Genomic DNA, 26,025 nt, shown 5'->3' with positions numbered 1-26,025 from the left:
CGGCGGCCCGCCCCTCCTGGAAGACACCATGACCAGTCTCACCCGCACCCGTACCCGGCGTGCCTACCGGCCGCCGGCGCCGCTCGGCGGACGGCCCCGGAGCGCGCGCAGCCGGGCGCCGATGGCGCTGCTGTTCCTGCTGCCGGCGCTCCTCATCCTCATCGCCTTCGTCGGCTGGCCGATGCTCTCGGCGCTGCGGCTCTCGTTCACGAACGCGAGCGGGTTCGGCGCGGAGAGCTGGGTCGGCATCGACAACTACGTGCGGATCTTCACCGATCCGCAGATCCTCGCCACGCTGGGCAACACCGCGCTCTACACGGTGCTCTTCACGCCGACGGCCCTGATCGCCGCGCTGCTGCTCGCGCTCCTGCTCGGCAACCGCCGCCTCATCGCCCGCGGCTTCTTCCGCACCGCGCTGTTCCTGCCCTTCGTGGTCTCGCTCGCGGTCGCCGCCTTCGCGTGGAGCTACCTGCTGGATCCCCAGGTCGGCCTCGTGAACTACTGGCTCCGCGGCGTCGGCATCCAGCTGGGCAACGTCCTTCAAGACCCGGCGCTCGCCATGCCCACCGTCGTGCTGGTCGCGATCTGGAAGAACTTCGGCTTCTACATGGTGATCTTCATCGCCGGGCTCCAGGAGATCCCCGAGTCGCTCTACGAGGCGGCCAAGATCGACGGTGCGGGCGCCTGGCGCCGCTTCGTCAGCGTGACGCTGCCGCAGCTGAGCAACACGCTGGCGTTCGTGGTGGTCTTCGCGATGATCGCCGCGCTTCAGGCTTTCGATCAGATCTACGTGATGACCGGAGGCGGCCCCTACCGCTCGACCCAGACCGTCGTGATGGAGATCTACCAGGAGGGCTTCAAGAAGCTCGACCTCGGCGGCGCGACAGCGCTCTCCTACGTGCTGCTGGCGGCCACCCTGCTGCTCAGCCTCATCCAGTTCCGCTTCTTCGGACGACGCGAGAAGGACATCGCATGACGACCACCGCCGCCCCGCGCACCGCGACGCCGCCGCGCACCGCGCCCGGCCGTTCGCGCCTCCGGATCGGCCGCCGCGCCGAACGGTGGCTGCTGTTCGCCGCGGTCCTGGTGCTCACTGCGATCGTGCTGCTCCCCGTCATCGTGATCGTGCTGACCGCGTTCAAGCCGGCGGCCGAGATCAACGCCTTCCCGCCGACCCTGCTGCCGGGAGCGTGGACGCTCGACAATTTCGCGAAGATCTTCGACGACCTCCCGTTCGGCCGCCTGTTCGTCAACAGCCTCGTCTTCGCGGGCGGCGTCACCGTGTTCGCGCTCGTCTTCGACTCGCTCGCCGCGTACGCCCTCGCCCGGATCGACTTCCGGGGCAGCCGCGTGCTCCTGATCGTGATCGTGGCCAGTCTGATGATCCCGTTCCAGGCGACGCTCATCCCCGTCTACCAGCTGGTCGCCCAGCTCGGCTGGGTGAACACGTTCGCCGGGCTGATCATCCCGCGCGCCGCCGACGCATTCGGGATCTTCTTCCTCCGGCAGTTCTTCATCTCGCTGCCGCGCGACCTCGACAACGCGGCGCGGATCGACGGCGCGGGGGAGTTCCGGATCTTCAGGAGCATCGTGCTCCCGAACGCTGTGCCCGCCCTCCTCACCCTCGCGATCTTCACGTTCGTGAACAACTGGAACGACCTCCTGTGGCCGCTGGTCTTCACGACGTCGCCCGAGATGGGGACGATCACCTCAGGGCTGACGCTGCTGACCGGGCCGAGCGGAATCATCCCGTACGGCACGATGATGGCCGGGTCGCTGATCGCGGTGCTCCCGCTCGCGATCATGTTCCTGATCATGCAGCGGCGCTTCATCGAGTCCGTCGCGACGACGGGGCTGAAGTGATGGCGCCGCGCTGGTTCGAGGACGGCCGCCTCCGCCTCGGACTGGGGATCGAGGACACCTTCGTGCCGCAATCGCGGCCAGGAGAGGGAACACGGCCAGCGGAGCGGCCCATCGACGAGTACGAGCTGACCGAGCACTACGAGCGGTTCACCGACGACTTCGCGCTCGCAGCGGGCGTCGGCGCCGAGTTTCTGCGCTGGGGCGTGCCCTGGTACCGGGTCGCCCCCGAGCCGGGACGGTGGGACTGGGAGTGGACCGACCGCGCCATCGACGCGCAGCTGGCCGCCGGGCTGCGCCCGATCATCGACCTCCTGCACTACGGCACCCCGGTGTGGCTGGACGCGCAGTTCGCCAACGCGGACTACCCGCACCACGTCGAGGAGTACGCCGCTCGGTTCGGCGAGCGATACGGCGACCGGGTGTTCGACTACACACCCGTCAACGAGCCGGTCATCCACGCGCTGTTCTCGGGGGAGTACGGCTACTGGCCTCCCTATCTGACCGGCGCCGAGGGGTTCGCTGCGATCGCCGCCAACCTGGCCCGGGGCTTCGTGCGCAGCCAGCGCGCGCTCGCCGACCGCGTCGGACCGGCCGCGACCTTCGTCCACGTGGACGCCGCGATGAGCTTCATCGGCGACGACACCGCTCCCGAGCACCGGGAGGAGGCCGACCGGCTCCGGCATCAGGTGCACCTCGTCGAAGACCTCGTCACGGGCCGGGTCGACTCGGCGCACCCGCTGCTCGACCGCGTCTCGCCGGCGATCCCCGACGTCGAGCTGCAGTGGTTCCGCGACAACGCCGTGCAGCCCGACGTGATGGGCGTCAACTACTATCCCCGGCACTCGACCGAGCTGTTCGAGGCCGGAGTGCACCACCGCGGCGGCTTCGCCGACCCGCGGCCGAGCGTCGACCGCGGCGCCGACGGCCTGCGCGAGGCGCTGGGGGCGTTCGCCGCCCGCTACGGCGCACCGGTGATGGTCACCGAGACCTGCGTGACGGGCAGCGTGGAGGAGCGTATCGCGTGGCTCGACGAGTCGATCACGCTCGTGGAGCGGCTGCGCGCCGAAGGCGCACCCGTCGTCGGGTACACCTGGTGGCCCCTCTTCGACATGTACGAGTGGACCTGGCGGCACAGCTCGAACCCGCGAGCCGATCATCTGCTGACGATGGGGCTGCACGACCTCGTCGAGTCCGCCGACGGCCTCCTGCGCGTCGCGAACCCCGTCGCCGACCGCTACCGCGCGCACAGCCGACGCCTCGCAGCGCTCGCCGGATCCTGACCCAGAACGACAACACCGGAAGAATCACATGCACTCAGCACGTCTCACCCTCCAACCCGCCGCGACGATCGGCGCGATCAACCCGCGCCTCTACGGCTCGTTCCTCGAGCACCTCGGACGCGCGGTCTACGACGGGATCTACGAGCCGGGCCACCCCTCGGCCGACGCAGAGGGCTTCCGGACCGACGTCATCGACCTGGTGAAGGAGCTCGGCGTCTCGGCGATCCGCTATCCCGGCGGCAACTTCGTGTCGGGCTTCCGGTGGGAGGACTCGGTCGGCCCGCGCGAGCAGCGGCCTCCCCGGCTCGATCTCGCCTGGCACACGACCGAGACGAACGAGGTGGGCCTGCACGAGTTCCAGTCGTGGCTCGACAAGGTCGGCAGCGAACTCATGCTCGCGGTCAACCTCGGCACCCGCGGAGTGCAGGAGGCGCTGGACCTGCTCGAGTACACGAACCACCGCGGCGGAACCGCGCTCTCCGAGAAGCGCATCGCCAACGGCCGCGCCGAGCCGTTCGACGTGCGGATCTGGTGCCTCGGCAACGAGATGGACGGCCCGTGGCAGCTGGGCCACAGCTCGGCGGAGGAGTACGGGAGGCTGGCCGCGAAGACCGCCGGCGCGATGAAGGCGTACGATCCCGACCTCGAACTCGTCGTCTGCGGTTCGTCGAGCTCGTCGATGCCGACCTTCGGCGAGTGGGAGCGGGCCACCCTGACCGAGACCTACGAGCTCGTCGACTACATCTCGTGCCACGCCTACTACGAGAACACCGGCGACCTTGGCTCTTTCCTGGCCTCCGGCGTCGATATGGACCACTTCATCCGCAGCGTCGTCGCCACCGCCGACCACGTGAAGGCGGTGCGCGGCAGCCACAAGCGCGTCGACATCTCGTTCGACGAGTGGAACATCTGGTACAACACCCGCTTCGAGAACGTCGACCGGATCACCGGCACGGACAACTGGCCGGTCGCCCCGCGACTGCTGGAGGACGTGTACACGGTGGCCGACGCGGTCGTCTTCGGCAGCCTCCTGATCACGATGCTGAAGCACGCGGACCGGGTGACGAGCGCCTCCCTCGCCCAGCTGGTGAACGTGATCGCCCCGATCATGACCGAGCCGGGCGGCCCGGCGTGGAAGCAGACGACCTTCTTCCCGTTCGCCGCCACCTCGGCGCACGGGCGCGGCGTCGCCCTCGACGTCGACCTCGTCTCCGGCAGCTACGCCACCGAGCGGTTCGGCGATGTGCCATTGGTGGATGCCGTCGCGACTCACGACGAGGCAGCGGGCCGCTACGCGGTCTACGCGGTCAACCGCTCGGTGGACGCACCCACCGAGCTGGTGATCGATCTCGCGGCGCTGGGCGCGGCCGGGCGCGACCTGAGCGTCTCGGCACGAACGCTCTCCGACCCGGACCTCGATGCGGCCAACACGCTCGACCACCCGGAGCGCGTCGCGCTGGCCGACCTCCCGGTCGCCCGCGACGGCGACACGCTCCGGCTCGAACTGCCCGCCGTCTCGTGGACCGAGGTGCTGCTCGGCTGACCCCTCGTGACGGCGACCCGACGTCGTGACAGCCCGTGCGCGCCCGCGCGCGGGTCGGCAGTGAGAAAGGGAACGAAGATGCTTCCATCACGTACCATGTCGCGATCGCCCCAGACGGGATCGCTCCGCCGCAGGCGGATCAGGACCCTCGCGGCGGCCATCGCCGCCGCGGGCGCCCTCGTCGCCGCCGCGATCGTCGCGGCCCCCGCCGAAGCCGTCACGACGGGCAACGGCTCGCTGGTGTACTCGCCGGCCGCCGGCACCTCCTTCAACCCCGAGGGAGGCCGCGCCGCCGGCACGACGTACGCCAAGAACATCGTCCTCAAGTACAGCGGGTCGTCGAACGGCACGCAGCTGGTCACGTTCGATCAGCTGGTCCTGGTCAACGGCAAGCAGGTGTACCCGATCTACCGGAGCACCGACAACGGCGCCACCTGGAGCCACCTGACCGACGTCGTCCCGAACAACGACTTCTCGACCCTCACGCGCACGGCTCAGCCGTTCCTCTACGAGCTGCCGCAGCAGGTCGGGAGTCTTCCCGCCGGGACGATCCTGCTGTCCGGCATGATCATGCCGACCGACCGGTCGAGCAGCCGGCTCGTGGTCTACAAGAGCACGGACCACGGCGCGAGCTGGTCGTATCTGAGCACCATCGACACCGGAGGCCCGGCGACCTACGACCCGACCCCGACCTCCACGACCACCACCGTCTGGGAGCCGTCGCTCATCGTCGACGGCAACGGCAAGCTCGCCGCCTACTTCTCCGACGAGCGGCAGAAGGCGAGCGGCGTGCTGCAGGCCGTCGCGTACCGGGAATCGAGCGACGGCGGTCTGACCTGGGGCGCGGAAGGGAACGTCTCGGCTCCGACGAACAGCAGCGACCGGCCCGGGATGATCACCGTCACCAAGCTCCCCGACGGCCGCTACCTCGCCACCTTCGAGGTGGTCAATCGGCCGAGCCAGTCCAATAACACCGCACCCGTGTACTTCAAGATTTCGGCGGACGGCGTGACGTGGTCGCCGACCACGAGCATCGGAACGCAGATCACCCTGGCGAACGGCCGCGGGATCGGTTCGTCGCCGTACGTCAAGTGGGTGCCCACCGGAGGCCCGAAGGGCATGGTGGTCGTCGCGTCCAAGTGGGGGCTCGACGCCTCCGGCAACATCAGCGGCGGCGAGGACTTCTACGTCAACTACAACCTCGGCGCCGGCCCCTGGGAGCGTTTGCCGATGGCGGTGACGTACGACTCGACGGACACCGCGGGCGGCACCTTCTCCGGGTTCGCGCAGAGCGTCGACTACAGCGTGGACGGCCGCACCCTGTACCAAGCGACCAACGTCGAGAACGCCGCGACGACCTACAACGACATCCGCGTCGGCTCGATCCCGCTGGACGCCCAGCAGTACGAGGCGGAGAAGGCGACCCGCACCTCCGACACGTCGCTGGTGACCGACGTCAACGCCGCCAACGGCAGCAAGGTCGGCAACATCAACCTCGCGACGAGCGCGGTCACCTTCACCGTGCGGGTGCCGTCGGCGGGGTCGTACACGCTCAATGTGCGGTACGACAACGGGACGGGAGGCGCGAGCACCCACAACGTCTCGGTCAACGGAGGGACGGCGAGCTCCATCAGCTATCCCGCGACCGTGGACTGGGGCCGCTTCGGCTGGGCGCAGAAGACCGTCACGCTGAACGCGGGGACGAACACCATCGCCTTCACCAAGGGCACCTCGTACGCGGAGCTCGACCAGCTGCAGGTGTACCAGCCGAGCACCCAGCTCGACTCGCAGTTCCGGATCGTGAACCGCACCAGCGGCAAGCTCCTGGAGATCGCGTCGGCACAGCTCACGGACGGGGCGCTCGCACAGCAGTGGGGCGACACCGCGAACGCCTGCCAGATCTGGAACCTCCACCCGGTGACCGGAAGCACACAGCTGTACAACGACAACAGCGGCAAGCTCCTGGAGATCCCGGGGGCGCAGACCGGCAACGCCGTGCAGGCCGGTCAGTGGGGCCCGACCGGAAGCGCCACCCAGAACTGGAACCTCGCTACCAGCGGCGGGTACTGGACGCTGACCAACGCGAACAGCGGAAAGGTGCTCGAGATCGCGGGCTCCTCCACCGCCGACGGCGCCGCGGCGCAGCAGAACCCGTCAACGGGTGCGTCCAACCAGCAGTGGCAGTTCGTGCGGGAGGGCATCCAGTAGCGCGATCACCGCGCTGACGCGCGGGCGGGTCACCGATCGGTGACCCGCCCGCGCATCAGTCCTCCTCGAGCTTGGGGAACCTTTTGCGCCGAGCGGACATGAGTGGATGAGAGGATCCGACCGGGTCCGCATGAACATCCGTGACAGGGGGAGCACCGAACATGAGCCGTACATCCACTTCTCGCGCACTTGCCGTGGCCTTCGGGGGACTGAGCGCGCTTCTCGCGCTCAGCGGGTGCGCCGGCGCCGGCGCGGAGGCAACGGCTGCCGCACGGGCGACCACGGTGGCGACGCCCGCTCCGACGGTCACGGTGACGGCGGCGCCCGCACCCGCGACCCCGAGGCCCGATGACCCGATCGACGCGATGGGCGCCTGGACCGCGTGCGCCGTCCTCGGTCTCGCGGAGTACGCGGGCGAGAATCCGGGTGCCGAGCTCCGGCACTACGATCCCGCGAAGCCGCCGACGAAGAACGCCGACGGCACGTTCCAGGCCTACGCGTCCTTCACCTTGCCGAAGCCGGTGGAGGGCGCGAACAGTATGGTCGCGATCTGCACGATCGGCGGAACGCTGGGGCACCCCACGCTGATCAGTTGGCTCCTCAAGGACGTGTGATCGCCGCGTGCCGGTGACAGTGGCGCCCGGTACCATCCCGGCATGATCTCCACCGTCGCCGTCTCGGGCTACCGGTCGCTCCGCGATCTCGTGCTGCCGCTCGACCGGCTCACGGTGGTGACCGGCGCCAACGGCGTCGGCAAGTCGTCGCTGTATCGCGCGCTGCGTCTTCTCGCGGCGTGCGGTCGTGACGAGGTCGTCGTCGCCGTCGCGCGGGAGGGCGGCCTCGATTCGACGCTCTGGGCCGGCCCCGAGCAGATCGGGCGGGCGGTGCGCGACGGCGAACACACTGTGCAGGGCGTCGTTCGTCGGGGTCCTGTCGCCCTGCGCCTGGGCGTACAGCTCGACGACGACGGCACGGGCCTCGGCTATGCGCTGGATCTGGGGCTCCCCCAGAAGAGCGACTCCGCGTTCGCCCGCGACCCGGAGCTCAAGGTGGAGACGGTCTGGACGGGGGACGCGCCGCGGCCGTCGGCGATCGCCGCCGACCGCCACGGGGCGCACGTGCGCGTGCGCAGCGACGACGGAGGCTGGTCGGAGTTGGGCCGGTCGCTACGACCGTTCGAGAGCATGCTCACCGAGGTGGTCGACCCCGTCCGCGCCCCGGAGGTGCTCCGGATGCGCGAGCAGCTGCACGCCTGGCGTTTCTACGATCACTTCCGCACCGATGCCGCGGCGCCGGCCCGCCTCCCGCAACTCGGCACGCGCACGCCGGTGCTCGCGGCCGACGGCACCGATCTGGCGGCGGCCGTGCAGACGATCCGCGAGCTCGGCGCCGGCGCCGCGTTCGACCGGGCGATCGAGGAGGCCTTCCCCGGCAGCCGGGTGGACATCGTCGCCGAAGGCGCACAGTTCTCGATCGCCGTGCGCCAGCACGGCCTGCTGCGGCCGCTGGGCGGCGCGGAGCTGTCGGACGGCACGCTGCGCTTCCTGCTGCTCGCCGCGGCCCTGCTGTCTCCGCGCCCGCCGAAGCTGCTGGTCGTCAACGAGCCCGAGACGAGCCTCCACCCCGACCTCCTGGTGGCGCTGGGCTCGTTGATCGTCGACGCGTCGCGCGCCGCGCAGACCGTCGTCGTGACGCACTCCGCCCTCCTGCTCGAAGCCATCGCCGCAGCCGCAGACCGCGCGGGCGCGTCGGACGACCTCATGCGCGTGGAGCTCGAGAAGAGCTTCGGCGAGACGACCGTGCGCGGTCAGGAGGGCCTCCTCGACCGGCCGACCTGGCATTGGCTCAGCCGGTGAGCGACGGGATCATGACGAATCCCTGCCCGCGCACTCGGGAGTTCAGTCCCCGTTAACCTCCGCGTGCCACGCTGCCGGCCATGTCCGATTCGTTCGTGCCGTCATCGTCGGATCCGCTCCTGCCGAGCGCCTTCCCGGGGACGCCTCAGGTCCACGGCGACGCGGACCTGCACGCCGGACCGGCCGACGGACCCGACGTGCTCGAGGAGCCAGACGAGTCGGAACCGTCGTTCGAATCGCATGTGCTCGGCCACGACCTCCCGATCCGCAAGCCGACCGTCGGCGAGACGCTGTCGATCGACGAGCTGACGGCGGAGCTCGACGACTCCGAGTGATCTGACGCCTCTCGTCTCAGGGCGCGGCGGCTCGCCTGCGTTCCGCCCACACGTAGAAGCCGAGGTAGGCGAAGAACGACACCGCGATCCCGCACACGAACAACGCAGCGGCGGGTCTGTCCCAGAGCAGTTCGCCGCCGCGCAGTGTCAGCGCCAGCACGATCAGGACCAGGCTGAGCAGCTGGCACTGGAAGATGCGCCGGAATGCGGACCAGCGGCGGTCGCCGAGCATCCACAGGTTCACCATGCCCGGCAGGGTCAGGATCGCACCGCACACGCGAGCGGTCAGCGGGGTGAGGGGCCATGCCCACACGTCGATCGCGAGCTGAGGGAAGACGAACAGGCAGAGGCCCGTGACCAGCGACGCGATGCCGATGGCGGCGATCAGGATGCGCACCCAGGCAGGCAGGATCACGTCGCGTTCGTCTGGGCGACGCGGATCCTCGCCTCTGTTCACGATCATCGCCACCACGATCAGCACCGGAGTCGTCACATAGAGGGTCACCCAGACGATGAACGAAATGTGTCCGAAGTGGAACTTCCCCCAGTGGAGGAAGGTGGACGCGGCCAGCAGGGTCGCGAACAGCAGCACAGCGGGAAAGCCGTAGCGGAGTTCGTGCCAGCGGAACGGCCAGACGACCTGAGCGAAGAACCAGACGCCTCCCGCATACGCCGACGCGAGCAGCATCGCCGTGATCGGAGGCATGATGGTCCAGGCGAAGAGCTGATCCGTTCGGTCGGCCAGGGGATAGAGCAGCACGAACGCGATGACGAGGAAGGGGACGATGATCGCGCCGACGATCCGAGTGTACGGGTGGATGGCGTCGCTCACCGGGCATCCCCTGCAGGTGACGTCGGAGCGTCAGGCCCGGCGGCGGTCTCCGCCGGAGCCGAGGCGACCTCGACCGCCTCCTCGATGGTGAGCGTGCGTCCGCGGGCCACATCCTCGTCGAAGCCGTCCGCACCTCCGCTCGCGGTCAGCCGGTCGACGAAGAGCTGGTGGAAGGTGAAGGCCGGGAGGTTGTGAAGTCCGGTCCTTTCCCGAAGCGATTGCGATGCTCCGAGGAGGAGTGCCGCCCGGTGCGCGTCTCCGCCGAGGGCGGCGACAGCGACCGTCCCCTCGAGCGCATATGCCACGCCCTCGACATGACCCAGCCGCGAAGACAGCGTGAGGCACGCTGCGAAGTCCGCCGTGGCACCCTGGACGTCGCCGACCAGTAGCCGGGCCCAGCCGCGATGGTGCTGCGCGATCGTGACGCCGAGCTCGTCACCGTTGGCGATCGCAGCTGCAGGCTCTCTTCGAACCGTTCGGCTGCGACGCCGACCTGCTGCCGCAGCAGAGCGACCCGGCCGAGCGTGACGAGCGCCATGGACTCGCCCCACCGGTCGCCCGAGGAACGGAACAGGTCGCGGCTGGCCTCCATCGTCCGGTCGACCTCTGCCGGATCGGGGTCTGCGGAGGCAAGTTCGGCAAGCGCCAACGAGATCAGTGCGAGCGCCTCACCCGGGCGGTCTCCTGCCCGTTGGAACAGCTGGGCGCTTTCGGCGAGCCCGCTGGCGACCGTGCCCTCGGGGTCCTGCCAGAACGTGATCGCCCTGCTGAAGTACAAGGCGGTGCCGCGTGTGAGGTCGTCGAGTGCATCCGGTCCGTCGGCGCCGGAGTCCGCTGCGAGCACCTCGTCCATCCATCCGCGAACCTCGCCGAGGAGGCCGGCCACCCACCAGTAGATGTAGAGCGTCCACGCCAGATGGGCGGCGCGCGTCCAGTCGCGTCGGTCGAGCAGGAACCGCTCCGCTGCGCGCAGGTTGTCGGTGTCGTCGCCCAGCCGCTGCACCCAAGTCTGCTGCCCGGCGCCCTCGAGCTCCGGATCCGCCCGGTCACCCAGTGCGAGGAAGTAGCGTGCGTGCAGTTCGCGAAGCCGCTCCAGCATGTCGTGCTCGACGAGTTGCTCCCTGGCGTATTCGCGCACCGTTCCGAGCATCGAGAACCGCGGATGGTCGTTCGACTCGTGCTGGCGCAGGAGGCTGTCGTCGACGAGCGTCGACATGGCGGCGAGAGCCTCCGGGCCTCCGTCCGGCGCTCCCTCCGCCCACACGAACTCGGCCGCCTCGAGTGTGAATCCGCCCTCGAAGACTCCGAGGCAGTTGAGCAGCCTGCGTTCTTCAGCACTGAGCAGGCGGGTGCTCCACTCGATCGTGCTGCGGAGGGTCTGCTGACGCTGGGGGAGGTCGCGTGGGCCGCCGACCAGCAGCGGGAGGCTGCGGTCGAGTCGGCGGCCGAGTTGCGCCGGGCTGAGCACGCGGACCCGTGCGGCCGCCAGCTCGATGGCGAGCGGGAGGCCGTCGAGTGCGGAGCAGATGCGTTCGACGGCCTCCGCGTTCTCCGGCGTGATCTCGAAGTCGGGTTTGACTGCGTGGGCGCGCTCCAGGAACAAGGCGGTCGCCGCCTCGGAGGCCAGCGCGCGGACCTCGAAGCTGCGCTCGCCGCCGACTCGCAGCAGCGAGCGGCTCGTCACCAGGATGCGCAGATCGGGCGCGGCCGCCAGCAGCGTGGTGACCGTCGGGGCGGCATCCAGGACCTGTTCGAAGTTGTCGAGCACCAGCAGCATCCGCCGAGGGGCGAGAGCGGTGATCACCTTCTCGGCGATCGGCGCTTCGCCCGTGTCGCGCACCCCGATCGCCTGCGCGATCGCCCCGGATACGCCTTCGGGGTCGTGGACAGGGGAGAGGTCGACGAAGACCGTCCCATCAGGAAAGTCCGGCGCGAGCCGAGCCGCGGTCGCGATCGCGAGGCGGCTCTTGCCGATTCCGCCCGGACCGACCAAGGTGACGAGTCGCGCGCCGCGGTCAACGACGCCTTGGAGAGCAAGGAGGTCACGTTCCCGGCCGATCAGCGCCGTGAGGGGCACCGGGAGCGACACGACCGACGATATCGGCGGTGCCGCCTCGGGCGGATGCACTGCGGCGGAGGTCCCGGCTGCGCGACTGACCTCGAACCGTTCGGCGAGCAGGATGGCGAGGTCCGACTCCAGGAGCACGGCCAGCTCTTCGGCCGACTCGAAGTCCTTGTACGAGGCGCGGTCGTCGGACTTGATGCGGTCGAGCAGCTCCGTCAGGCGAGGCTCACGATCAGGGGCCGGCCTCTTCACGTAGATCAGCCTCGGCAGATCGGGCGGGCACAGCTTGTACTCGTCCTCCAGGCCCGACACCGCCTCGTCCGGAGCGACCCATCCGTAGCGCTCCCAGTAGAGGCCGACGAAGATGTCGCTCTGTTCGAGGTAGGCGCGGTAGAGCTCTCGAGGGGGATGCGGCCTCGCACCCAACTCGAACATGACGGGCGCGAGATGCAGACGCTCGATCGCGGAGCGCGCCGCCCGGCGTTCGGGGGCGAGTTCCTTGAGAGTCGAACTGACGAAGATGCGCAACCGCTGGTCCGGGGTGCGGATGACGCGAGCCCCAGCGCTCATGCTGGAAGTCTGGGGCAGATCGGGGCCGATAGTCCAGAGGCTGTTTTGGCGGAAGCCGCAGATGCTGGGGCGATGATCGTTTTGCGCAATATCGCCATGACCGGGCCCAGGGCCGGGCGTGTTCTGCGAGGCTGAGAGTGACGTCCGGCGCCTGTCGGCGAAATCGTGCAGTCGGAGGACTTTGATGTCGCGCATTCTTTTCAACGACAACTGGACCGTCGGACCAAACGTAAGCGTATTCACCGAACTCTCTGCGTCTACACCGCCGACGCAGGTCACGCTTCCGCATGACGCGGCCCTGGATGAGCTTCGAACCGTTGATGCGCCCAGCGGGAAACAATCGGGCTATGCGCCCGGAGGAGCGGTGCGCTATCGCAAGACGTTTGATGTGCCACCCGAGTGGAATTCGAAGCGCGTCGCGATCGAGTTTCAAGGCGTCTATCGGGACGCAATGGTGTTCGTCAACGACGCGTACGTAACTCAACGGCCGAATGGGTACGCGACCTTCCGTGCCGAGATCAGTGAATTCCTCAAGTTCGGTGAGAAGAACACCATCAGGGTCGAAGCACGGTCGCACCTGGATTCGCGGTGGTACTCGGGGTTGGGCATTCACCGCGATGTGGTGCTGATCGTGTCAGAGATGACGCGGTTCTCGGACGATGGTCCTCAGGTGACCACGGTCAGCCTCGAGGCTCCGATGGCTGTTATCGAGGTTGCTGTGAACATCGTCAATGATCTTCCTTCCTCGGTCACGCTCACGCTCCTCACGCGAGTGACCGACCCGCTCGGGCAGACAATCGCCACGCGGGCCGTACCGGTCACCGTGCGAGGCGTCGACAGGGCTACAGCTCGTCAGCGTTTGGTGATCGAGGACCCACAGCCCTGGAGCGCGGAAACACCTGCGCTGTATGCGGTGACGGCAGAGCTCCGGCGGGGAGAGCAGGTCGTGGATGCGGCTGACGCGCGGTTCGGCGTTCGCACCCTGCAACTTGATCCAGAGCTCGGGCTCCGCGTCAACGGCGAGGTGGTGAAGTTGCGTGGCGCGTGTATCCACCACGACAACGGGATCCTCGGTGCCGCAAGTTGGCCGCGCGCGGAAGAGCGAAGGATCGAGACGCTCAAGGATGCGGGGTTCAACGCCGTCCGCTCCGCCCACAACCCGATCAGTCAGTCGCTTCTCGACGCGTGCGACCGGCTTGGGATGTATGTGATGGACGAAGCATTCGATATGTGGGCCGATGGCAAGAACCCCTTCGACTACTCCCTTGCGTTCCCTGAATGGTGGGAGCGCGACATCGAGTCGATGGTTCAAAAGGACATCAACCACCCAAGCGTGATCATGTACTCCATCGGCAATGAGGTTCTGGAGGCGGGTAGCCGATTCGGCGCCCATCTCGGACGGCGTCTGGCGGAGAAGGTCCGAGAGCTCGACCGAACACGATTCGTCACGAATGGTGTGAGCGGCTTCGTGGGAACGATTTATGAGACCCTGCAGGACGTGCAGGACAGAGCACACGCGTTGAAGTCAGGAGGCATCAACGACTTCATGGAGACCTTCCACGCCCTCCTGGACGAGATCAGCCTCTCCGACCGAGTAGCCGAACTCACCGAGGAATCGCACTCGGTCGTGGACGTTGTCGGCCTCAACTACGCGCATGAGCGCTACCTCGGTGACCGGACCAAGTATCCCGATCGGGTGATCGTCGGCACGGAAACGCTTCCGCGAGACATCAGCGAGATCTGGAGCCTCGTCATCGAAAACCCACACGTCATCGGCGACTTCACCTGGACGGGTTGGGACTATCTGGGCGAGGCGGGCCTGGGCGTGACGGTATACGAGGACGCGGCTGGGGGCCTTCCTGCGGTGGATGAGTTCCCCGCCGCCCTCGCCGGGTGCGGCGACATCGACATCACCGGCATGCGCCGGCCTGCGTCGTTCTTTCGCGAGATCGTCTTCGGCCTTCGGGCTGAACCCTATGTGGCGGTTTATCGGCCGGCTGGTCAGGGCCGGCGATCCAATGCCCTGAACTGGGCATGGACGGACACCTTCGCCAGCTGGAGCCTCGACCTCACCCTCGGTGAACCCGTGGATGTCGAGGTCTACAGCCGAAGCGAGACAGTCGAGTTGTACCTTAACGGACAATGTGTAGCCACGATTCCGACAGGCGCAGGGAATCGATTCCGTGGCACGGCACGTCTCGAGTACCAGCCTGGCGAACTGATGGCAATCGGCGTCGACGCGGAGAATCGGTCGGGACGTCACGTCCTGCGGTCAGCGAACGGTCGACGTCGACTGGAAGTGCGCCCTGATCGTGTTGAGCTTCTCGCTGACGGACGGGATATCTCGTTCGTCAACATCGAGGTCGTCGATGAACACGGTGTCGTTGACACGTCCCAGAACCCAGTGGTGGCGGTTGAGGTAGACGGACAAGGCGTGCTTCAGGCACTCGGTAGCGCTGCCCCGGCGACCGACGAGTCCTTCGTCGACAGCACGCACACGTTGTTTGAAGGCCGAGCGCTCGCCGTGATTCGAGCGGTCGACACAGGTCGAATCACGCTTCGGGTCGCCGCCGACGGTTTCCAGACGGAGGAGGTGACCCTTACCGTACGGGACTGATCGCCCTTTCCGGTTAAAACGTACGTCGGCCACGGTCTCGATGGGGTCTTTGCGCGCCATCGGACGAGGACGACGTGCGTCCGGCCGGCTCCCGTCAGACTGCCTTCACCCTCAGCGCGATATGCGGTCGCGCCGGCAGGTCGACCCGGACTGTGCCTTCATGGGTTCCGGGCACGGCGTCGACCGTCATGTTCCAGGCGTCGATGATCTCGATAGTCCCGCGAACGCCTTCGGGGAGCGTGACATGGCGGAATCGTGGCCGGTGGCGGCCGAAATAGATGAGAACGTACTCGTCCTTCACGCCACCCCATGTGGCATCCCAATCCGACGCGAGTGGTGCGAGCCGGCCCGTCGGTGATTGCTCGACAATGCCGCGGAGGAATGCGATCCGGGCGACGCTGTCGCCGATGAGGGTTCCGCCTTTCGACCACCAGATGATCTCGTCATCCCGGTAGAACGTCTCGCCGTGGCTCAGGTAACCGCCGCGGAGCATGCCAGACCAGAACCGATCCACGACGTCCTCTGAGGTCAAGTTGCCCCAGCCCTGGTCGAGGTCGCCGTCGTAGCCGAACTCGTCGACCAGGACCGGCTTGCCCCAGGCATGGCGCCACTCGTCGATGCGCTTGCCCATCTCGGCGTCGCCACGCTGAATGCTGGCATGGGTGGCCCAAGGCGCGGAGTAGTCGAACAGGTCGGACCAGTTGTGGATCGAAAGGAGGTGATCGGCGTGGTCTTCGGCTTGGACCAGTTCGGCCAACCGGTTCCAGTCCTCTGCGCGCTTGCCGAGGAGGAGGTCGTACTCGTTGGCCATCGACCACCACACATTGGGGAAGCTGGCTAGCCTACGCACGACGTAGCGCACGTAACGGTCGTCTGCGGCTTTGCCGAGCTTGGCGAAACCCCAGCGGTCGTAGGGGTGGAAGAGGATGATGTCGGCCTGGATACCGAGATCGTTCAGTTGCTGGATCCGCTTTTCGAGCTTGCGGAAGTACCCGGTGTCGAATCGCGTCGTGTCCCAACTACCGTCCGCGTTCCCAGGGAAGACGTAGTCGTCGGGCTCGTTGGAGTTGTAGAGGAAGTCCTTCGGGAACAAGCCCATGCGGATCTTGTTGAACGGCGCCGATGCCAGCGTTGCCAGAGTCTGCTCCTGCAGTTCCTCGGGCTGATGAGTCCACGCATATGCGGTGGTTCCGATGGGGACGTACGGGGTGCCGTCGGCATGCGCGAACGCGAATGAGTCCACGACTCGCACCGGGCCCGGCTCGGTGCTTGCCTCGACCGCAATAGTCCCGCGAATCCCGTTCAACGAGCGTGCGTTCGAGCGCGTGACGAAGGTCCACTCGCCATCGCGCGGGGGCAGGAACCGCAAAACGTAGCGGCCGACGCCGTCATAGAAGCCCCCGACATTCAGTCGGGTGTCTTCGAGTACGAACTCTGCAGTGAGATCGACATCGACGAAAGGATTCCCGTGATCAGGCCCGATCAGGGTGAGATCCGCCGGGCGGTGTGCGTACGCCGTGTCAGGGAACACGACGCTCGCGCTCGCTTGCTCGACGTCAGAGAGTTCGTAATCAGGCCGAGGAAGGATCGGCTCCGGCTCTACTGGTAGGGGAGCGGTGTCTTCGATCCGGGAGAGCTGGTCGAGCAGCGATTCGATCTTGGCGGTATCGGGCGCGAGCGCAAAGCGGAGAAAGCCACCGAGCGGGAATCCCCGGAGGGCAGTCGTCAGCGACGAATTGAGAATGTCCGGGATGGAACGCTCGAGCAGATCTCGAGCCTCCTCGTTGTCGAGCGCATCTCCAAAGCTGGCGTACTGGTCGAACGTCCGCACCGTCACGTCTCCGTTTCTTGTAGCTCGCCTTCGTGGGGCGACGTTTGTGATTACGAACTGAATGAGTGCCGCATCCGACTGGTCGCTCATGGACTGTAGGTCACTCCCCATTCGCGCCGAAAGCTATTTGCGCAATTCACCTGTCGATGATCCGAAAACCGGCCGCCATATGGCACAATGAATGGAATTCTACTACTGAATAGCTATGCACGATTCTTGAGGACCAATGAAGCGCCGACTAATCATCAACACCGATGCCAAGAACGAGGCCGACGATCAGTTCGCGATCGTTCATGCGTTGCTCTCCCCTTCACTGCAGATCGATGGGGTGATCGCAGCGCATTTCGGCGAACATCGGACGACTCGGAGCACCGAGGAGAGCCGGGAGGAGATCGACCTCCTGCTGCGCCTGCTGAACCTCGAGCACCCACCAGTCGTTGCGAATGGCGCGGAGCGCGCGCTGGCGAACGCCGAAACTCCCCAGGATTCGGCCGGCGCCCGACTCATCGTCGAGGCCGCGCATCGACCCGGGCCACTTTTCGTGATCTTCCTCGGGCCGCTGACGGACATGGCGTCAGCCCTTCTCCTCGACCCGACGATTGCGGACAACCCTGACCTGACGGTCGTGTGGATCGGCGGGACACCCTACGACGACATCGTGGGTGGCGAGCACGGAGAGTTCAACCTGTCCAATGACATCGCTGCCGCGAACGTGGTGTTCCAGTCGCGGCTGCGTGTCTGGCAGATCCCCATGAACGTCTATCAGATGGTCTCGGTCGGTTATGCAGAACTCGACGAGAAGGTCGCACCTGCAGGCGAACTCGGCGCGTATCTCGTCCGTCAGCTGAAGGAGTTCAACGAGGCGCACATCGACGTGGAGCTCGAGTACCGCTCGCTGGGCGACTCACCCGCCGTGAGCGTGGTTCTCAACCCTCTCGGAGCTGTTTGGCGCGACCGGCCCGTCCGAGTGTTCGACGAGAACGCGCGTATGACCAACGTCTCAGTCGAAGGCCGATCGGTGCGTGTCGCCGACAGCGTCGACGTGCGCTACCTCCTCGAGGACATGTTCGCCAAGATCTCTGCACACGCCCGGAGAGAAGAACGATGACCGCCGTGCTGAACCCACCACCCCTCACCGTCGACCAGGACGCTCGCAGCCGTTGGTTCGCGGCACGCATCGCGATCGCCGGAGCCGATCCCGCAACGAAGGGCGAGTTGCTGCGCCAGTGGGCGAACGGCATCCGCCGCTCCATCGTGACGATGATCGACCGAGCACAGCTGGGCCACATCGGGGGGGACTTCTCCGTCACCGACATCCTGACTGTCGCCTACCTCTCCGCGCTGAACGTCGATCCCGCTGAACCCACCGCCCCCGACCGTGATCGATTCATCCTGTCCAAGGGCCACTGCTCGGCGGCCCTCTACTCCACGCTCGCATATGCCGGTTTCTTCTCCACGGAACGCCTGTCTTCCTTCATGGAGCCTCTCTCGCCCCTGAACGGCCACCCGAACCGAAATAAGGTTCCCGGCGTCGAGACGAACACGGGGCCCCTCGGTCACGGCCTGCCAGTCGGCGTGGGTGCCGCGATCGGGGCCAAGCTCAAAGAGGACGGCAGCCGGGTGATCGTAGTCACCGGTGACGGAGAACTACAGGAAGGCTCCAACTGGGAGGCGTTCATGTCCGCCGCGCACTTCGAACTGGACAACCTCACCGTGGTGGTCGACCGCAACCGCCTGCAGCAGGGCGCCCGCACGGAGGACACCAACCGGCTCGATCCGCTCGACGCCAAGCTCGATGCTTTCGGCTGGGAGGTCCGCGAGATCGACGGCCATGATTACGCGCAGCTGCTTTCTGCATTCGGTCCTTCGACCACCGGCAAGCCGGTCGCGGTGATTGCGAACACCATCAAGGGCAAGGGCGTCTCGTTCATCGAAGACCGGGTCGAGTGGCACCACAAGGTGCCGTCGGCGGAACAGGTTCAGCAGGCATTGGAGGAACTGTCATGACCGTCACCACTGACACCACCGTTCCGACCTATGACAACCGCGTCGCGTTCGCGGACGAACTGATCGCGCTCGCCCACGTCGATGAGCGGATCGTGGCCGTCTGCAACGACTCCGTCGGCTCCAGCAACCTCGGCGGATTCCGCGAACGATTCCCCGACCGGCTGATCAACGTCGGCATCGCCGAGCAGAACATGGTCGGCGTTGGTGCCGGACTGGCCAACGCCGGGCTCATCCCCTTCGTGTGCGGCGCCGGCCCGTTCCTCACCGGCCGCGCGCTCGAGCAGATCAAGGCCGATGTGGCCTACAGTCAGCTCCCGGTCATCCTGTGCGGAATGAGCCCTGGCGTCGCCTACGGCGAACTCGGCCCGACCCATCACTCCATCGAAGACTTCTCCTGGCTCCGCGCCCTGCCCGGCCTGGACATCGTGATCCCGGCCGACCGCAGCCAGACCCGGGCCGCGATCCGACAGGCCGTCGAGAACCCTCGCCCCACCTACATCCGCGTCGGCCGGTTCAAGGTCCCCGACCTGTCCACGCAGACCGACACACTCGAACGCGGCAAGTTCCAGCAACTCACCAACGGCAGCGATGTCACCATCATCGCGACGGGGACGACCGTCTCCCGTTCCCTCGAAGCCGCCGCGGCTCTGAACGGAGAAGGCATCTCCGCTCGAGTGCTGAACGCCGTCTACCTCGCCCCCTTGGACGAGAACGCAATCTCCCGTGCCGCTGCGGAAACCCGCGCGATTGTGACGGTCGAGGAGGCCAACGTCGCCGGAGGCCTTGGTGCGGCAGTCGCCTCCACCGTCTCGGCCGGCAGCCATCGAGTCCCGGTGGAGATCCTCGGCTTCCGCGAGTTCGCACCCACCGGCGGTGCCTCATTCCTGCTCGAGCACGCCGGGTTGACCGCCCCTGCTATCCGCGCCGCCGCCCTGCGAGCATTGTGGAGATGAAAGCACTTCGGGACGGCGTGATCTTCACCGTCGACCAGGGGACCGGGTCGACGAAGGGGCTTGCGCTGGACAGTGAGGGTCATGTCCTGGCCACAGCAAGCATCCCGCTCAGGCAGACTCATCCGGAGCCAGGGTGGGTCGAACAAGACGCACTGGAGGTCGCCAGCTCGGTCGAGTCGGTGCTCAGCACCCTCCGTGATCAGGTCGATCTCGCCGTTGCGGGCGTGGCGCTCAGCACGCAGCGCGAGTCCGCCGTCGCCTGGGACACCGAGACCGGAGAGCCTCTCAGCCCGATCCTCGGTTGGCAGGATCGCCGGACTGCGTCGGTCGCGGAGCGATTGAATACTTCGATGATCGGCCAGGAAATCCGGGACATCTCAGGGCTGCCCGTCGATCCCATGTTCTCGGCGCTCAAGTTCGCGTGGATCCTCGACCGGATCGACCCGGACCGCCGCCGCGCCGGCAACGGTGAGATCACACTCGGCACCGTCGACGCCTGGCTCCTGCACCGACTGACCGGCGAACGTCGCATCGAACGCGGCAATGCCAGCCGGACGCAGCTCCTGGACCACCGCTGTGGTGAATGGAGCGACATCCTCCTGGACGCGTTCGGCATCCCATCCGCCGCTCTCCCGCCGGTCACCGACTCCGACGCCGCGAGCGCCCCGATTCGAGGCCTCGACCTCGGTGGATCAGCCGTCCTGAGCGTCCTCGGCGATTCGCACGCCGCGCTCTTCGGCCACGGGATCCGCGAAGCCGGATCGGTCAAGGTCACCTACGGCACCGGATCGTCGATCATGGGTCTGGGCTCGAGACAGTTGGTCACCGGCCTGACGGACACGATCGCCTGGTCGCGCAGCGGCCGCCTCGCGCACGCATTCGAGGGCAACATCCTGTCCACCGGTGGAACACTCATGTGGCTGGCCGAACTCCTCGGCACCGACGCAGCCGAGATCGTGCGTCTCGCAGAGAACGCGGCCCCGGCGGAGGTGGACCTCGTCCCGGCGTTCGCGGGACTCGGGGCACCCTGGTGGGACGAGCACGCCGTCGGTGTCGTCAGCGGGCTGACCCTCGGCACCGGCCGTTCGCAGTTGGCGCGCGCGGCCGTCGAATCGATCGCGCTGCAGATCGAAGACGTGCTCGCCGCGGCAGACGACGGAGCTGAGTCTCGTATCGAGCGGGTTCACGTCGACGGCGGCCCAGCAGGCAACGACTTCGTCATGCAGCTGCAGGCGGACATCTCCGGACGCAGCATCGTGCGGCCACAGCACACATCGCTGTCCGCACTCGGCGCCGCATGGCTTGCCGGGCAGACCGCCGGGATCTGGGGCGAGGAAGCCCCGCCCTGGGGAGGACGATCCGTCGTCTTCGAACCAGAGACCCTCTTCGCCGAGCGAAGAGCTCGCCGGGCGCGATGGCATACCGCTGTCGACCGTGCGCGACGACAAACCACCGACCGTCCTGACTTCACCCACGACACGCTGAAGGAGATCCCATGAGCAACCAGAAGTACGGTGCCGGCATCTGGCACTTCGCCACTTACGTCGACCGTTACGCCACGGACGGCTACGGCGAGCCGCGCACCATTCTCGACGCCATCGACTTGGCCGGGCAGGTCGGCGACCTCGACGTCGTCGACCTGAACTATCCGTTCTTCGGGGGCGACTTCAGCAACGAGCAGATCAAGGAGGCGCTGGACCGCAACAAGCTCTCCGTCATCGGCATCACGCCCGAGATCTATACCCGCGTCTTCGCCAAGGGGTCCTTCACCAACCCCGACCCCGGCGTCCGCCGGCTCGCGCACGAGCTGATCTCCGACGCCGCGAACCAGGTGCGCGCGTTCGACGCCGACTACGTGAAGCTGTGGCCGGGCCAGGACGGCTGGGACTATCCGTTCCAGGTGGACCACGGCGCGTTGTGGAAGGCCTCCCTCGACGGCGTCGGGCAGCTCGCCTCCGAGAACCCCGACCTCAAGTTCGTCATCGAGTACAAGCCCCGCGAGCCGCGCGTGCACATGAGCTTCGACTCCGTCGCCCGTACGCTCCTCGGCATCGAGAAGATCGGGCTGCCCAACGTCGGCATCCTTCTCGACTTCGGCCACGCCCTCTTCGGTGGCGAGTCGCCGGCGGACTCCGCGCAGCTCGCGATCGACTACGGCCGCCTCTTCGGGATGGACGTCAACGACAACCTGCGCTCGTGGGACGACGACATGATCGCCGGCACGGTGCACCCGATCGAACTGTTCGAGTTCTTCGTCACGCTTCGGAAGAATGGCTGGGAGGGCGTCTGGCAGCTGGACCAGTTCCCCTTCCGCGAGGACTCTGTCGCTGCAGCGAAGTCAGCGATCCGGTTCCTGAAGAAGGCGGAGCAGGGGCTCGACCGGCTCGACTTCGCCGCGCTCGCCGAAGCGCAGTCGCGGCAGGATGCCGTGGCGGCGATGGAGCTCGCCCAGGATGCGCTCTACGGCTGGTGAGCCCGCCAGACGCCTGGCACTCGCCGGTTAGAGTTGGCGGCATGACCGAACCGGCGAGCCCCGCCTCCAGTGCGCTGTCGTCGCCCGCTCTCAGGACGGACGAGCGGCTGTCGCTCGTCACCAAGGTGGCCAAGCTCTACCACGAGGCCGGGCTGCGCCAGCCGGAGATCGCCGAACGTCTCAACCTCTCGCAGTCCCGGGTCTCCCGTCTCCTGAAGCAGGCGACCGAGTCCGGCATCGTCCGCACTGTGGTCGTGTCGCCCGAGGGCCTCTACTCGGATATCGAGGAGGCCCTCACCGAGCGGTACGGGCTCATCGACGCCGTCATCGGCGAGCCGATCGCCTCCGACGAGCTGTCGCTGCTCGCCGCGCTGGGCTCCGCCGCGGCGGTCTACCTGGAGAACACCCTGTCTCCCACGGAGCGCATCGGGATCTCCTCCTGGTCGCAGACGCTCCTGGCGACGGTGAACTCGATGGCGCCGTCGGCACCGGTGCGCGCCGCGCGCGAGCTCGTCCAGGTGCTCGGCGGGGTCGGGCGTCCGGAGGTCCAGGTGCAGGCGAATCACCTGGCCGATCAGTTCGCCCGTGTCACGGGAGCCTCGCCGAAGTTCTTCCCCGCGCCGGGCATCGTCGGTTCGAAGTCGGCACGCGACGCGCTCATGGACGATCGCTACCTCGGCTCGCTGGCCGGGGAATGGCGCAACCTCACTCTGCTCCTCGCGGGCATCGGCACCCTGGAGCCCTCCGCGCTGCTGGCCTCGTCCGGCAACGCGGTCGACGAGTCCGAGAGCACGGTGCTTCGCGCGGCCGGCGCAGTGGGCGATGTCTGCCTGCGCTTCTTCGACGAAGCGGGGCTCCCCGTCGCGACGGACCTCGACGACCGGGTGCTCGGCGTCGACCGCGACACCCTCCTCACCATCCCGCGCCGGGTCGGCGTAGCGGGCGGAGCGCGCAAGTACTCCGCGATCCGCGGAGCGATCACGGGTGGCTGGATCAACATCCTCGTCACGGACCGGGCGACGGCCCTGCGCCTCATCGACGACGCGGACGTTTTGCGCAAAAGCTGAGCGCCCGTTTGTCGTCGCCCCTCCGGTTTCGTAGGTTCGAAGCACTCCGCCGGTGTCAGGGCAGCCACGAAGGCGCGCCGGCTGCGGCGGTCGAGTCCGAGTGGATTACTCATGACCCTCACCTCAGAACATCTCGACGCCCGTCTGCCCGCCGAACAGCGGGCCAGCGCTCTGCTGGCCCGGCTGTCGATGCGCGAGAAGTGCTTCCAGCTCGTCTCGGTCCCCGTCTGGTGGCTCGTGAAACCCGACGGATCCGAGCCGGCCGAGCGCGCGGACATGCTGCTGGCCGGTCCGGGCAGCGTCGCCAACTTCGGCGTCGACGACCCGGCGACGATGGCCCGGATCGTCGGCGACCTCCAGCGCACGATGATCGAGGGCACACGCCACCGGATCCCGCTCCTCGTCCACGCGGAGGCGCTGAACGGCGTGCTCGCCGGCGGCCACATGGTCTTCCCGACCGCCGTCGGCCTCGGTGCAACGTGGAGCCCGGACCTCGTCGAGGAGATGGCCGGCGTCATCCGCGCACAGCTGCGACGGGTCGGTGTCCGGCAGGCGCTGTCGCCGAACATGGACATCGCCCTCGACCCGCGTTGGGGTCGTTTCCACGAGACATACGGCGAGGATCCGTACCTCGCGGCGGCGCTGAGCGTCGCCTTCACACGCGGCCTGCAGACGGGCGACCTGGCGGACGGCGTGCTGGCAACGGCGAAGCATTTCATCGGCTATTCCGCTCCCGAGGGCGGTGTGAACCTCTCGGCGTATGAAGGCGGCCCGCGCCGCACCAGGGATCTGTTCGCCTTCACCACCGAGGCCGCCATCCAGGTGGCGGGCCTCGGCTCGGTCATGAACGCGTACTCGGACGTCGACGGCGTCCCGGCGGGCGGCAACAGGCAGATCCTCACCGAACTCCTGAGAGGGACACTGGGCTTCGACGGTTTCGTCTCGTCGGATTACATGACGCTCGAGCACATGGTCACGCGCCAGCGTGTGTCCCGCACCCCTGCTGAGGCCGCCCGGCTGGCGATCCACGCCGGTCTGGACACCGAGTTCCCCACGCCCTACGGTTACGGCGACGTGCTCGCGGCGGAGGCGGAGGCCGGCCGGGTGGACGTCGACGACATCGACCGGTCCGTGCACCGCGTTTTGACTGCGAAGTTCCGCCTGGGGCTGTTCGAGAACCCGTACCCGCAGGAACGGATCGACGTGGCCGCGGTCGCGATGGAGGGGCGCGAGCTCTCCCGCGAGCTGGCGAACCGATCGGTCGTGCTGCTGAAGAACGACGGGATCCTCCCGCTGGCCGAGCGCGACCCGAGCGTGGCGGTGATCGGCCCGCATGCCGACGCGGTGAAGCTGCAGTTCCCGACTTACACGTACCCGGCGTTCCGGGACATGACGGTGTTCATGTCCTCCGGAGGGATGGGCAACATGGTCGGGATCGACCCGGGCATGGCGGAATGGAACTCCGCCCTTTTCCCGCAGACGCCCGTCGAGGATTTCGTGCGGACCACGCTCGGGGCCACGTCCCTGATCGACGAGATCGCCTTCCGTTCCTCGAACGCCGCGGCGTTCGAAGGCAGCACTCTGACCTGCGACTTGGGCGACGATGAGCTCGGCGCCGCAGTGGAGGCCGCACGTGCCTCCGACGTCGCCGTGCTGGCACTGGGCGGTGCGAGCCTGTGGTTCAACGGGGAGCGCACGGAGGGCGAGGGCAGCGATTCGGCCGACATTGCGCTCCCGGCTGCTCAGCGGCGCCTTGTCGAGGCAGTCGCGGAGACGGGGACCCCCCTCGTCGTCGTGCTGTTCCAGGGGCGACCGTACGCGCTGCCGCCCGCGGTCCTCGACGCGGCCGCGATCGTCGTCGCGCCCTACGGTGGTCCGTTCGGTCCCGCCGCCGTCGCGGACGTCCTCTTCGGCCGTGTGAACCCGAGCGGGCGGTTGCCGTACAGCATCCCGCGGCACTCCGGGCAGATCCCGGTGTACTACCACCAGAAGGCCGGGACCGGCCACCGGAACCCGTTGCCGCCGGACGTCGCGACGCTGTATCTCGATATGCCGGCCACTCCACTGTTCCCCTTCGGGGCAGGAGAGTCGTACACGACGTTCGATCTGTCGGACCTCGCGAGCGAGCACGCGACGTCGACGGACGGCGTCTGGCGGGTGTCGACCGCCGTCAGAAACTCGGGGGAAAGGAACGGTGTCGCAACGGTCCAGCTCTACGCGCGCGTCAATGCGTTCGGCGTGACCAGGCCGGCTGAGCAGCTCGTCGGCTTCGTGCGCGTCGAGCTCCCCGCGGGCACGGGCGGTCGCGTGGAATTCACGGTCGACGCCACCCAATTCGCCTTCACCGGTCTCGACGACCGGTTCTCCGTCGAGCCGGGGGAGGTCGACTTCTTCATCGGGTTCGACTCCGACGACCGACGGCAGTCCGGCTCATTCGAACTGCAAGGGGAGCGTCGGGTGGTGACGTCGGCCGAGCGAGTGTTCTTCGCGGAGGTCGCGGTCACGGTGTGACGACGGAGCGGCCC

The 26,025-nt window shown here is 67.5% G+C and carries 19 protein-coding genes; 16 read left to right on the top strand and 3 right to left on the bottom strand.

Going from position 1 to position 26,025, the window contains the following annotated elements:
- Nucleotides 1-28 precede the first annotated feature (28 nt).
- From AC0HS0_RS09835 to AC0HS0_RS09800, 8 genes are all read left to right on the top strand, one after another.
- A complete protein-coding gene (locus AC0HS0_RS09835; RefSeq protein ID WP_472963635.1) occupies nucleotides 29-976 on the top strand; it encodes a carbohydrate ABC transporter permease in 948 nt (315 codons plus the stop codon).
- The gene (locus AC0HS0_RS09830) at nucleotides 973-1,863 is read left to right on the top strand and encodes a carbohydrate ABC transporter permease (protein ID WP_472963633.1); all 891 of its coding nucleotides are present in this window, start codon (nucleotides 973-975) and stop codon (nucleotides 1,861-1,863) included. The genes AC0HS0_RS09835 and AC0HS0_RS09830 overlap by 4 nt, the downstream gene beginning before the upstream one ends.
- Entirely contained in the window at nucleotides 1,863-3,143 is a 1,281-nt protein-coding gene (locus AC0HS0_RS09825; protein ID WP_472964175.1) for a family 1 glycosylhydrolase, read from the top strand. The genes AC0HS0_RS09830 and AC0HS0_RS09825 overlap by 1 nt, the downstream gene beginning before the upstream one ends.
- A gap of 28 nt (nucleotides 3,144-3,171) precedes the next feature.
- On the top strand, nucleotides 3,172-4,686 hold the full coding sequence (gene arfA, locus AC0HS0_RS09820) for an arabinosylfuranosidase ArfA (protein WP_472963632.1): 1,515 nt from the start codon (nucleotides 3,172-3,174) through the stop codon (nucleotides 4,684-4,686).
- 96 nt (nucleotides 4,687-4,782) lie between these two features.
- The gene (locus AC0HS0_RS09815; RefSeq protein WP_472963631.1) at nucleotides 4,783-6,894 is read left to right on the top strand and encodes an RICIN domain-containing protein; all 2,112 of its coding nucleotides are present in this window, start codon (nucleotides 4,783-4,785) and stop codon (nucleotides 6,892-6,894) included.
- 161 nt (nucleotides 6,895-7,055) lie between these two features.
- Entirely contained in the window at nucleotides 7,056-7,508 is a 453-nt protein-coding gene (locus AC0HS0_RS09810; RefSeq protein WP_472963629.1) for a hypothetical protein, read from the top strand.
- Nucleotides 7,509-7,550: 42 nt separating this feature from the next.
- Complete coding sequence (locus AC0HS0_RS09805) at nucleotides 7,551-8,750, top strand: AAA family ATPase (protein ID WP_472963627.1); 1,200 nt, start codon at nucleotides 7,551-7,553, stop codon at nucleotides 8,748-8,750.
- 80 nt (nucleotides 8,751-8,830) lie between these two features.
- Nucleotides 8,831-9,085 (top strand): hypothetical protein, encoded by a 255-nt coding sequence (locus AC0HS0_RS09800; RefSeq protein WP_472963625.1) that lies wholly within the window; start codon nucleotides 8,831-8,833, stop codon nucleotides 9,083-9,085.
- 16 nt (nucleotides 9,086-9,101) lie between these two features.
- Here AC0HS0_RS09800 and AC0HS0_RS09795 read toward each other — a convergent pair whose 3' ends face one another.
- Both AC0HS0_RS09795 and AC0HS0_RS09790 read right to left on the bottom strand, forming a co-directional pair.
- Complete coding sequence (locus tag AC0HS0_RS09795) at nucleotides 9,102-9,917, bottom strand: hypothetical protein (RefSeq protein WP_472963623.1); 816 nt, start codon at nucleotides 9,915-9,917, stop codon at nucleotides 9,102-9,104.
- A gap of 145 nt (nucleotides 9,918-10,062) precedes the next feature.
- The gene (locus AC0HS0_RS09790) at nucleotides 10,063-12,552 is read right to left on the bottom strand and encodes an ATP-binding protein (RefSeq protein WP_472963622.1); all 2,490 of its coding nucleotides are present in this window, start codon (nucleotides 12,550-12,552) and stop codon (nucleotides 10,063-10,065) included.
- Between the two features lie 184 nt (nucleotides 12,553-12,736).
- On the opposite strand from AC0HS0_RS09790, the gene AC0HS0_RS09785 reads away from it, so the two are divergent.
- On the top strand, nucleotides 12,737-15,169 hold the full coding sequence (locus tag AC0HS0_RS09785) for a glycoside hydrolase family 2 TIM barrel-domain containing protein (protein WP_472963621.1): 2,433 nt from the start codon (nucleotides 12,737-12,739) through the stop codon (nucleotides 15,167-15,169).
- Between the two features lie 94 nt (nucleotides 15,170-15,263).
- Here AC0HS0_RS09785 and AC0HS0_RS09780 read toward each other — a convergent pair whose 3' ends face one another.
- Nucleotides 15,264-17,006, bottom strand: coding sequence for a DUF5605 domain-containing protein (locus tag AC0HS0_RS09780; protein ID WP_472963620.1), 1,743 nt, complete (start codon nucleotides 17,004-17,006; stop codon nucleotides 15,264-15,266).
- A 220-nt stretch (nucleotides 17,007-17,226) separates the two neighbouring features.
- Between AC0HS0_RS09780 and AC0HS0_RS09775 the strand changes: the two genes are divergently transcribed.
- From AC0HS0_RS09775 to AC0HS0_RS09745, 7 genes are all read left to right on the top strand, one after another.
- Nucleotides 17,227-18,108: a nucleoside hydrolase gene (locus AC0HS0_RS09775; RefSeq protein WP_472963618.1), complete on the top strand. Its 882-nt coding sequence runs from the start codon at nucleotides 17,227-17,229 to the stop codon at nucleotides 18,106-18,108.
- Nucleotides 18,105-19,007 carry a transketolase gene (locus tag AC0HS0_RS09770; protein WP_472963616.1) on the top strand — a complete coding sequence of 301 codons (903 nt, stop codon included), beginning with the start codon at nucleotides 18,105-18,107 and terminating at the stop codon, nucleotides 19,005-19,007. Before AC0HS0_RS09775 ends, AC0HS0_RS09770 begins: the two co-directional genes overlap by 4 nt.
- Nucleotides 19,004-19,960 (top strand): transketolase family protein, encoded by a 957-nt coding sequence (locus AC0HS0_RS09765; RefSeq protein ID WP_472963614.1) that lies wholly within the window; start codon nucleotides 19,004-19,006, stop codon nucleotides 19,958-19,960. Before AC0HS0_RS09770 ends, AC0HS0_RS09765 begins: the two co-directional genes overlap by 4 nt.
- Entirely contained in the window at nucleotides 19,957-21,459 is a 1,503-nt protein-coding gene (locus AC0HS0_RS09760; protein ID WP_472963612.1) for an FGGY family carbohydrate kinase, read from the top strand. Before AC0HS0_RS09765 ends, AC0HS0_RS09760 begins: the two co-directional genes overlap by 4 nt.
- Nucleotides 21,456-22,433: a sugar phosphate isomerase/epimerase family protein gene (locus AC0HS0_RS09755; protein ID WP_472963610.1), complete on the top strand. Its 978-nt coding sequence runs from the start codon at nucleotides 21,456-21,458 to the stop codon at nucleotides 22,431-22,433. Before AC0HS0_RS09760 ends, AC0HS0_RS09755 begins: the two co-directional genes overlap by 4 nt.
- 41 nt (nucleotides 22,434-22,474) lie before the next feature.
- A complete protein-coding gene (locus AC0HS0_RS09750) occupies nucleotides 22,475-23,500 on the top strand; it encodes a sugar-binding transcriptional regulator (RefSeq protein WP_472963608.1) in 1,026 nt (341 codons plus the stop codon).
- A gap of 111 nt (nucleotides 23,501-23,611) precedes the next feature.
- On the top strand, nucleotides 23,612-26,011 hold the full coding sequence (locus AC0HS0_RS09745; RefSeq protein WP_472963606.1) for a glycoside hydrolase family 3 N-terminal domain-containing protein: 2,400 nt from the start codon (nucleotides 23,612-23,614) through the stop codon (nucleotides 26,009-26,011).
- Nucleotides 26,012-26,025: the final 14 nt, after the last annotated feature.

It is taken from the genome of Leifsonia sp. PARNA 1/14 (genome assembly GCF_055720965.1).
Note: the sequence above shows the minus strand (reverse complement) of the source record. Positions and strands in the feature narration are given on the sequence as shown.

Coding starts and splice junctions, on each gene's coding strand:
- AC0HS0_RS09835 (WP_472963635.1), top strand. CDS start 29: ATGACCAGTCTCACCCGCACCCGTACCCGGCGTGCCTACCGGCCGCCG.
- AC0HS0_RS09830 (WP_472963633.1), top strand. CDS start 973: ATGACGACCACCGCCGCCCCGCGCACCGCGACGCCGCCGCGCACCGCG.
- AC0HS0_RS09825 (WP_472964175.1), top strand. CDS start 1,863: ATGGCGCCGCGCTGGTTCGAGGACGGCCGCCTCCGCCTCGGACTGGGG.
- arfA (WP_472963632.1), top strand. CDS start 3,172: ATGCACTCAGCACGTCTCACCCTCCAACCCGCCGCGACGATCGGCGCG.
- AC0HS0_RS09815 (WP_472963631.1), top strand. CDS start 4,783: ATGTCGCGATCGCCCCAGACGGGATCGCTCCGCCGCAGGCGGATCAGG.
- AC0HS0_RS09810 (WP_472963629.1), top strand. CDS start 7,056: ATGAGCCGTACATCCACTTCTCGCGCACTTGCCGTGGCCTTCGGGGGA.
- AC0HS0_RS09805 (WP_472963627.1), top strand. CDS start 7,551: ATGATCTCCACCGTCGCCGTCTCGGGCTACCGGTCGCTCCGCGATCTC.
- AC0HS0_RS09800 (WP_472963625.1), top strand. CDS start 8,831: ATGTCCGATTCGTTCGTGCCGTCATCGTCGGATCCGCTCCTGCCGAGC.
- AC0HS0_RS09790 (WP_472963622.1), bottom strand. CDS start 12,552: ATGAGCGCTGGGGCTCGCGTCATCCGCACCCCGGACCAGCGGTTGCGC.
- AC0HS0_RS09785 (WP_472963621.1), top strand. CDS start 12,737: ATGTCGCGCATTCTTTTCAACGACAACTGGACCGTCGGACCAAACGTA.
- AC0HS0_RS09775 (WP_472963618.1), top strand. CDS start 17,227: ATGAAGCGCCGACTAATCATCAACACCGATGCCAAGAACGAGGCCGAC.
- AC0HS0_RS09770 (WP_472963616.1), top strand. CDS start 18,105: ATGACCGCCGTGCTGAACCCACCACCCCTCACCGTCGACCAGGACGCT.
- AC0HS0_RS09765 (WP_472963614.1), top strand. CDS start 19,004: ATGACCGTCACCACTGACACCACCGTTCCGACCTATGACAACCGCGTC.
- AC0HS0_RS09760 (WP_472963612.1), top strand. CDS start 19,957: ATGAAAGCACTTCGGGACGGCGTGATCTTCACCGTCGACCAGGGGACC.
- AC0HS0_RS09755 (WP_472963610.1), top strand. CDS start 21,456: ATGAGCAACCAGAAGTACGGTGCCGGCATCTGGCACTTCGCCACTTAC.
- AC0HS0_RS09750 (WP_472963608.1), top strand. CDS start 22,475: ATGACCGAACCGGCGAGCCCCGCCTCCAGTGCGCTGTCGTCGCCCGCT.
- AC0HS0_RS09745 (WP_472963606.1), top strand. CDS start 23,612: ATGACCCTCACCTCAGAACATCTCGACGCCCGTCTGCCCGCCGAACAG.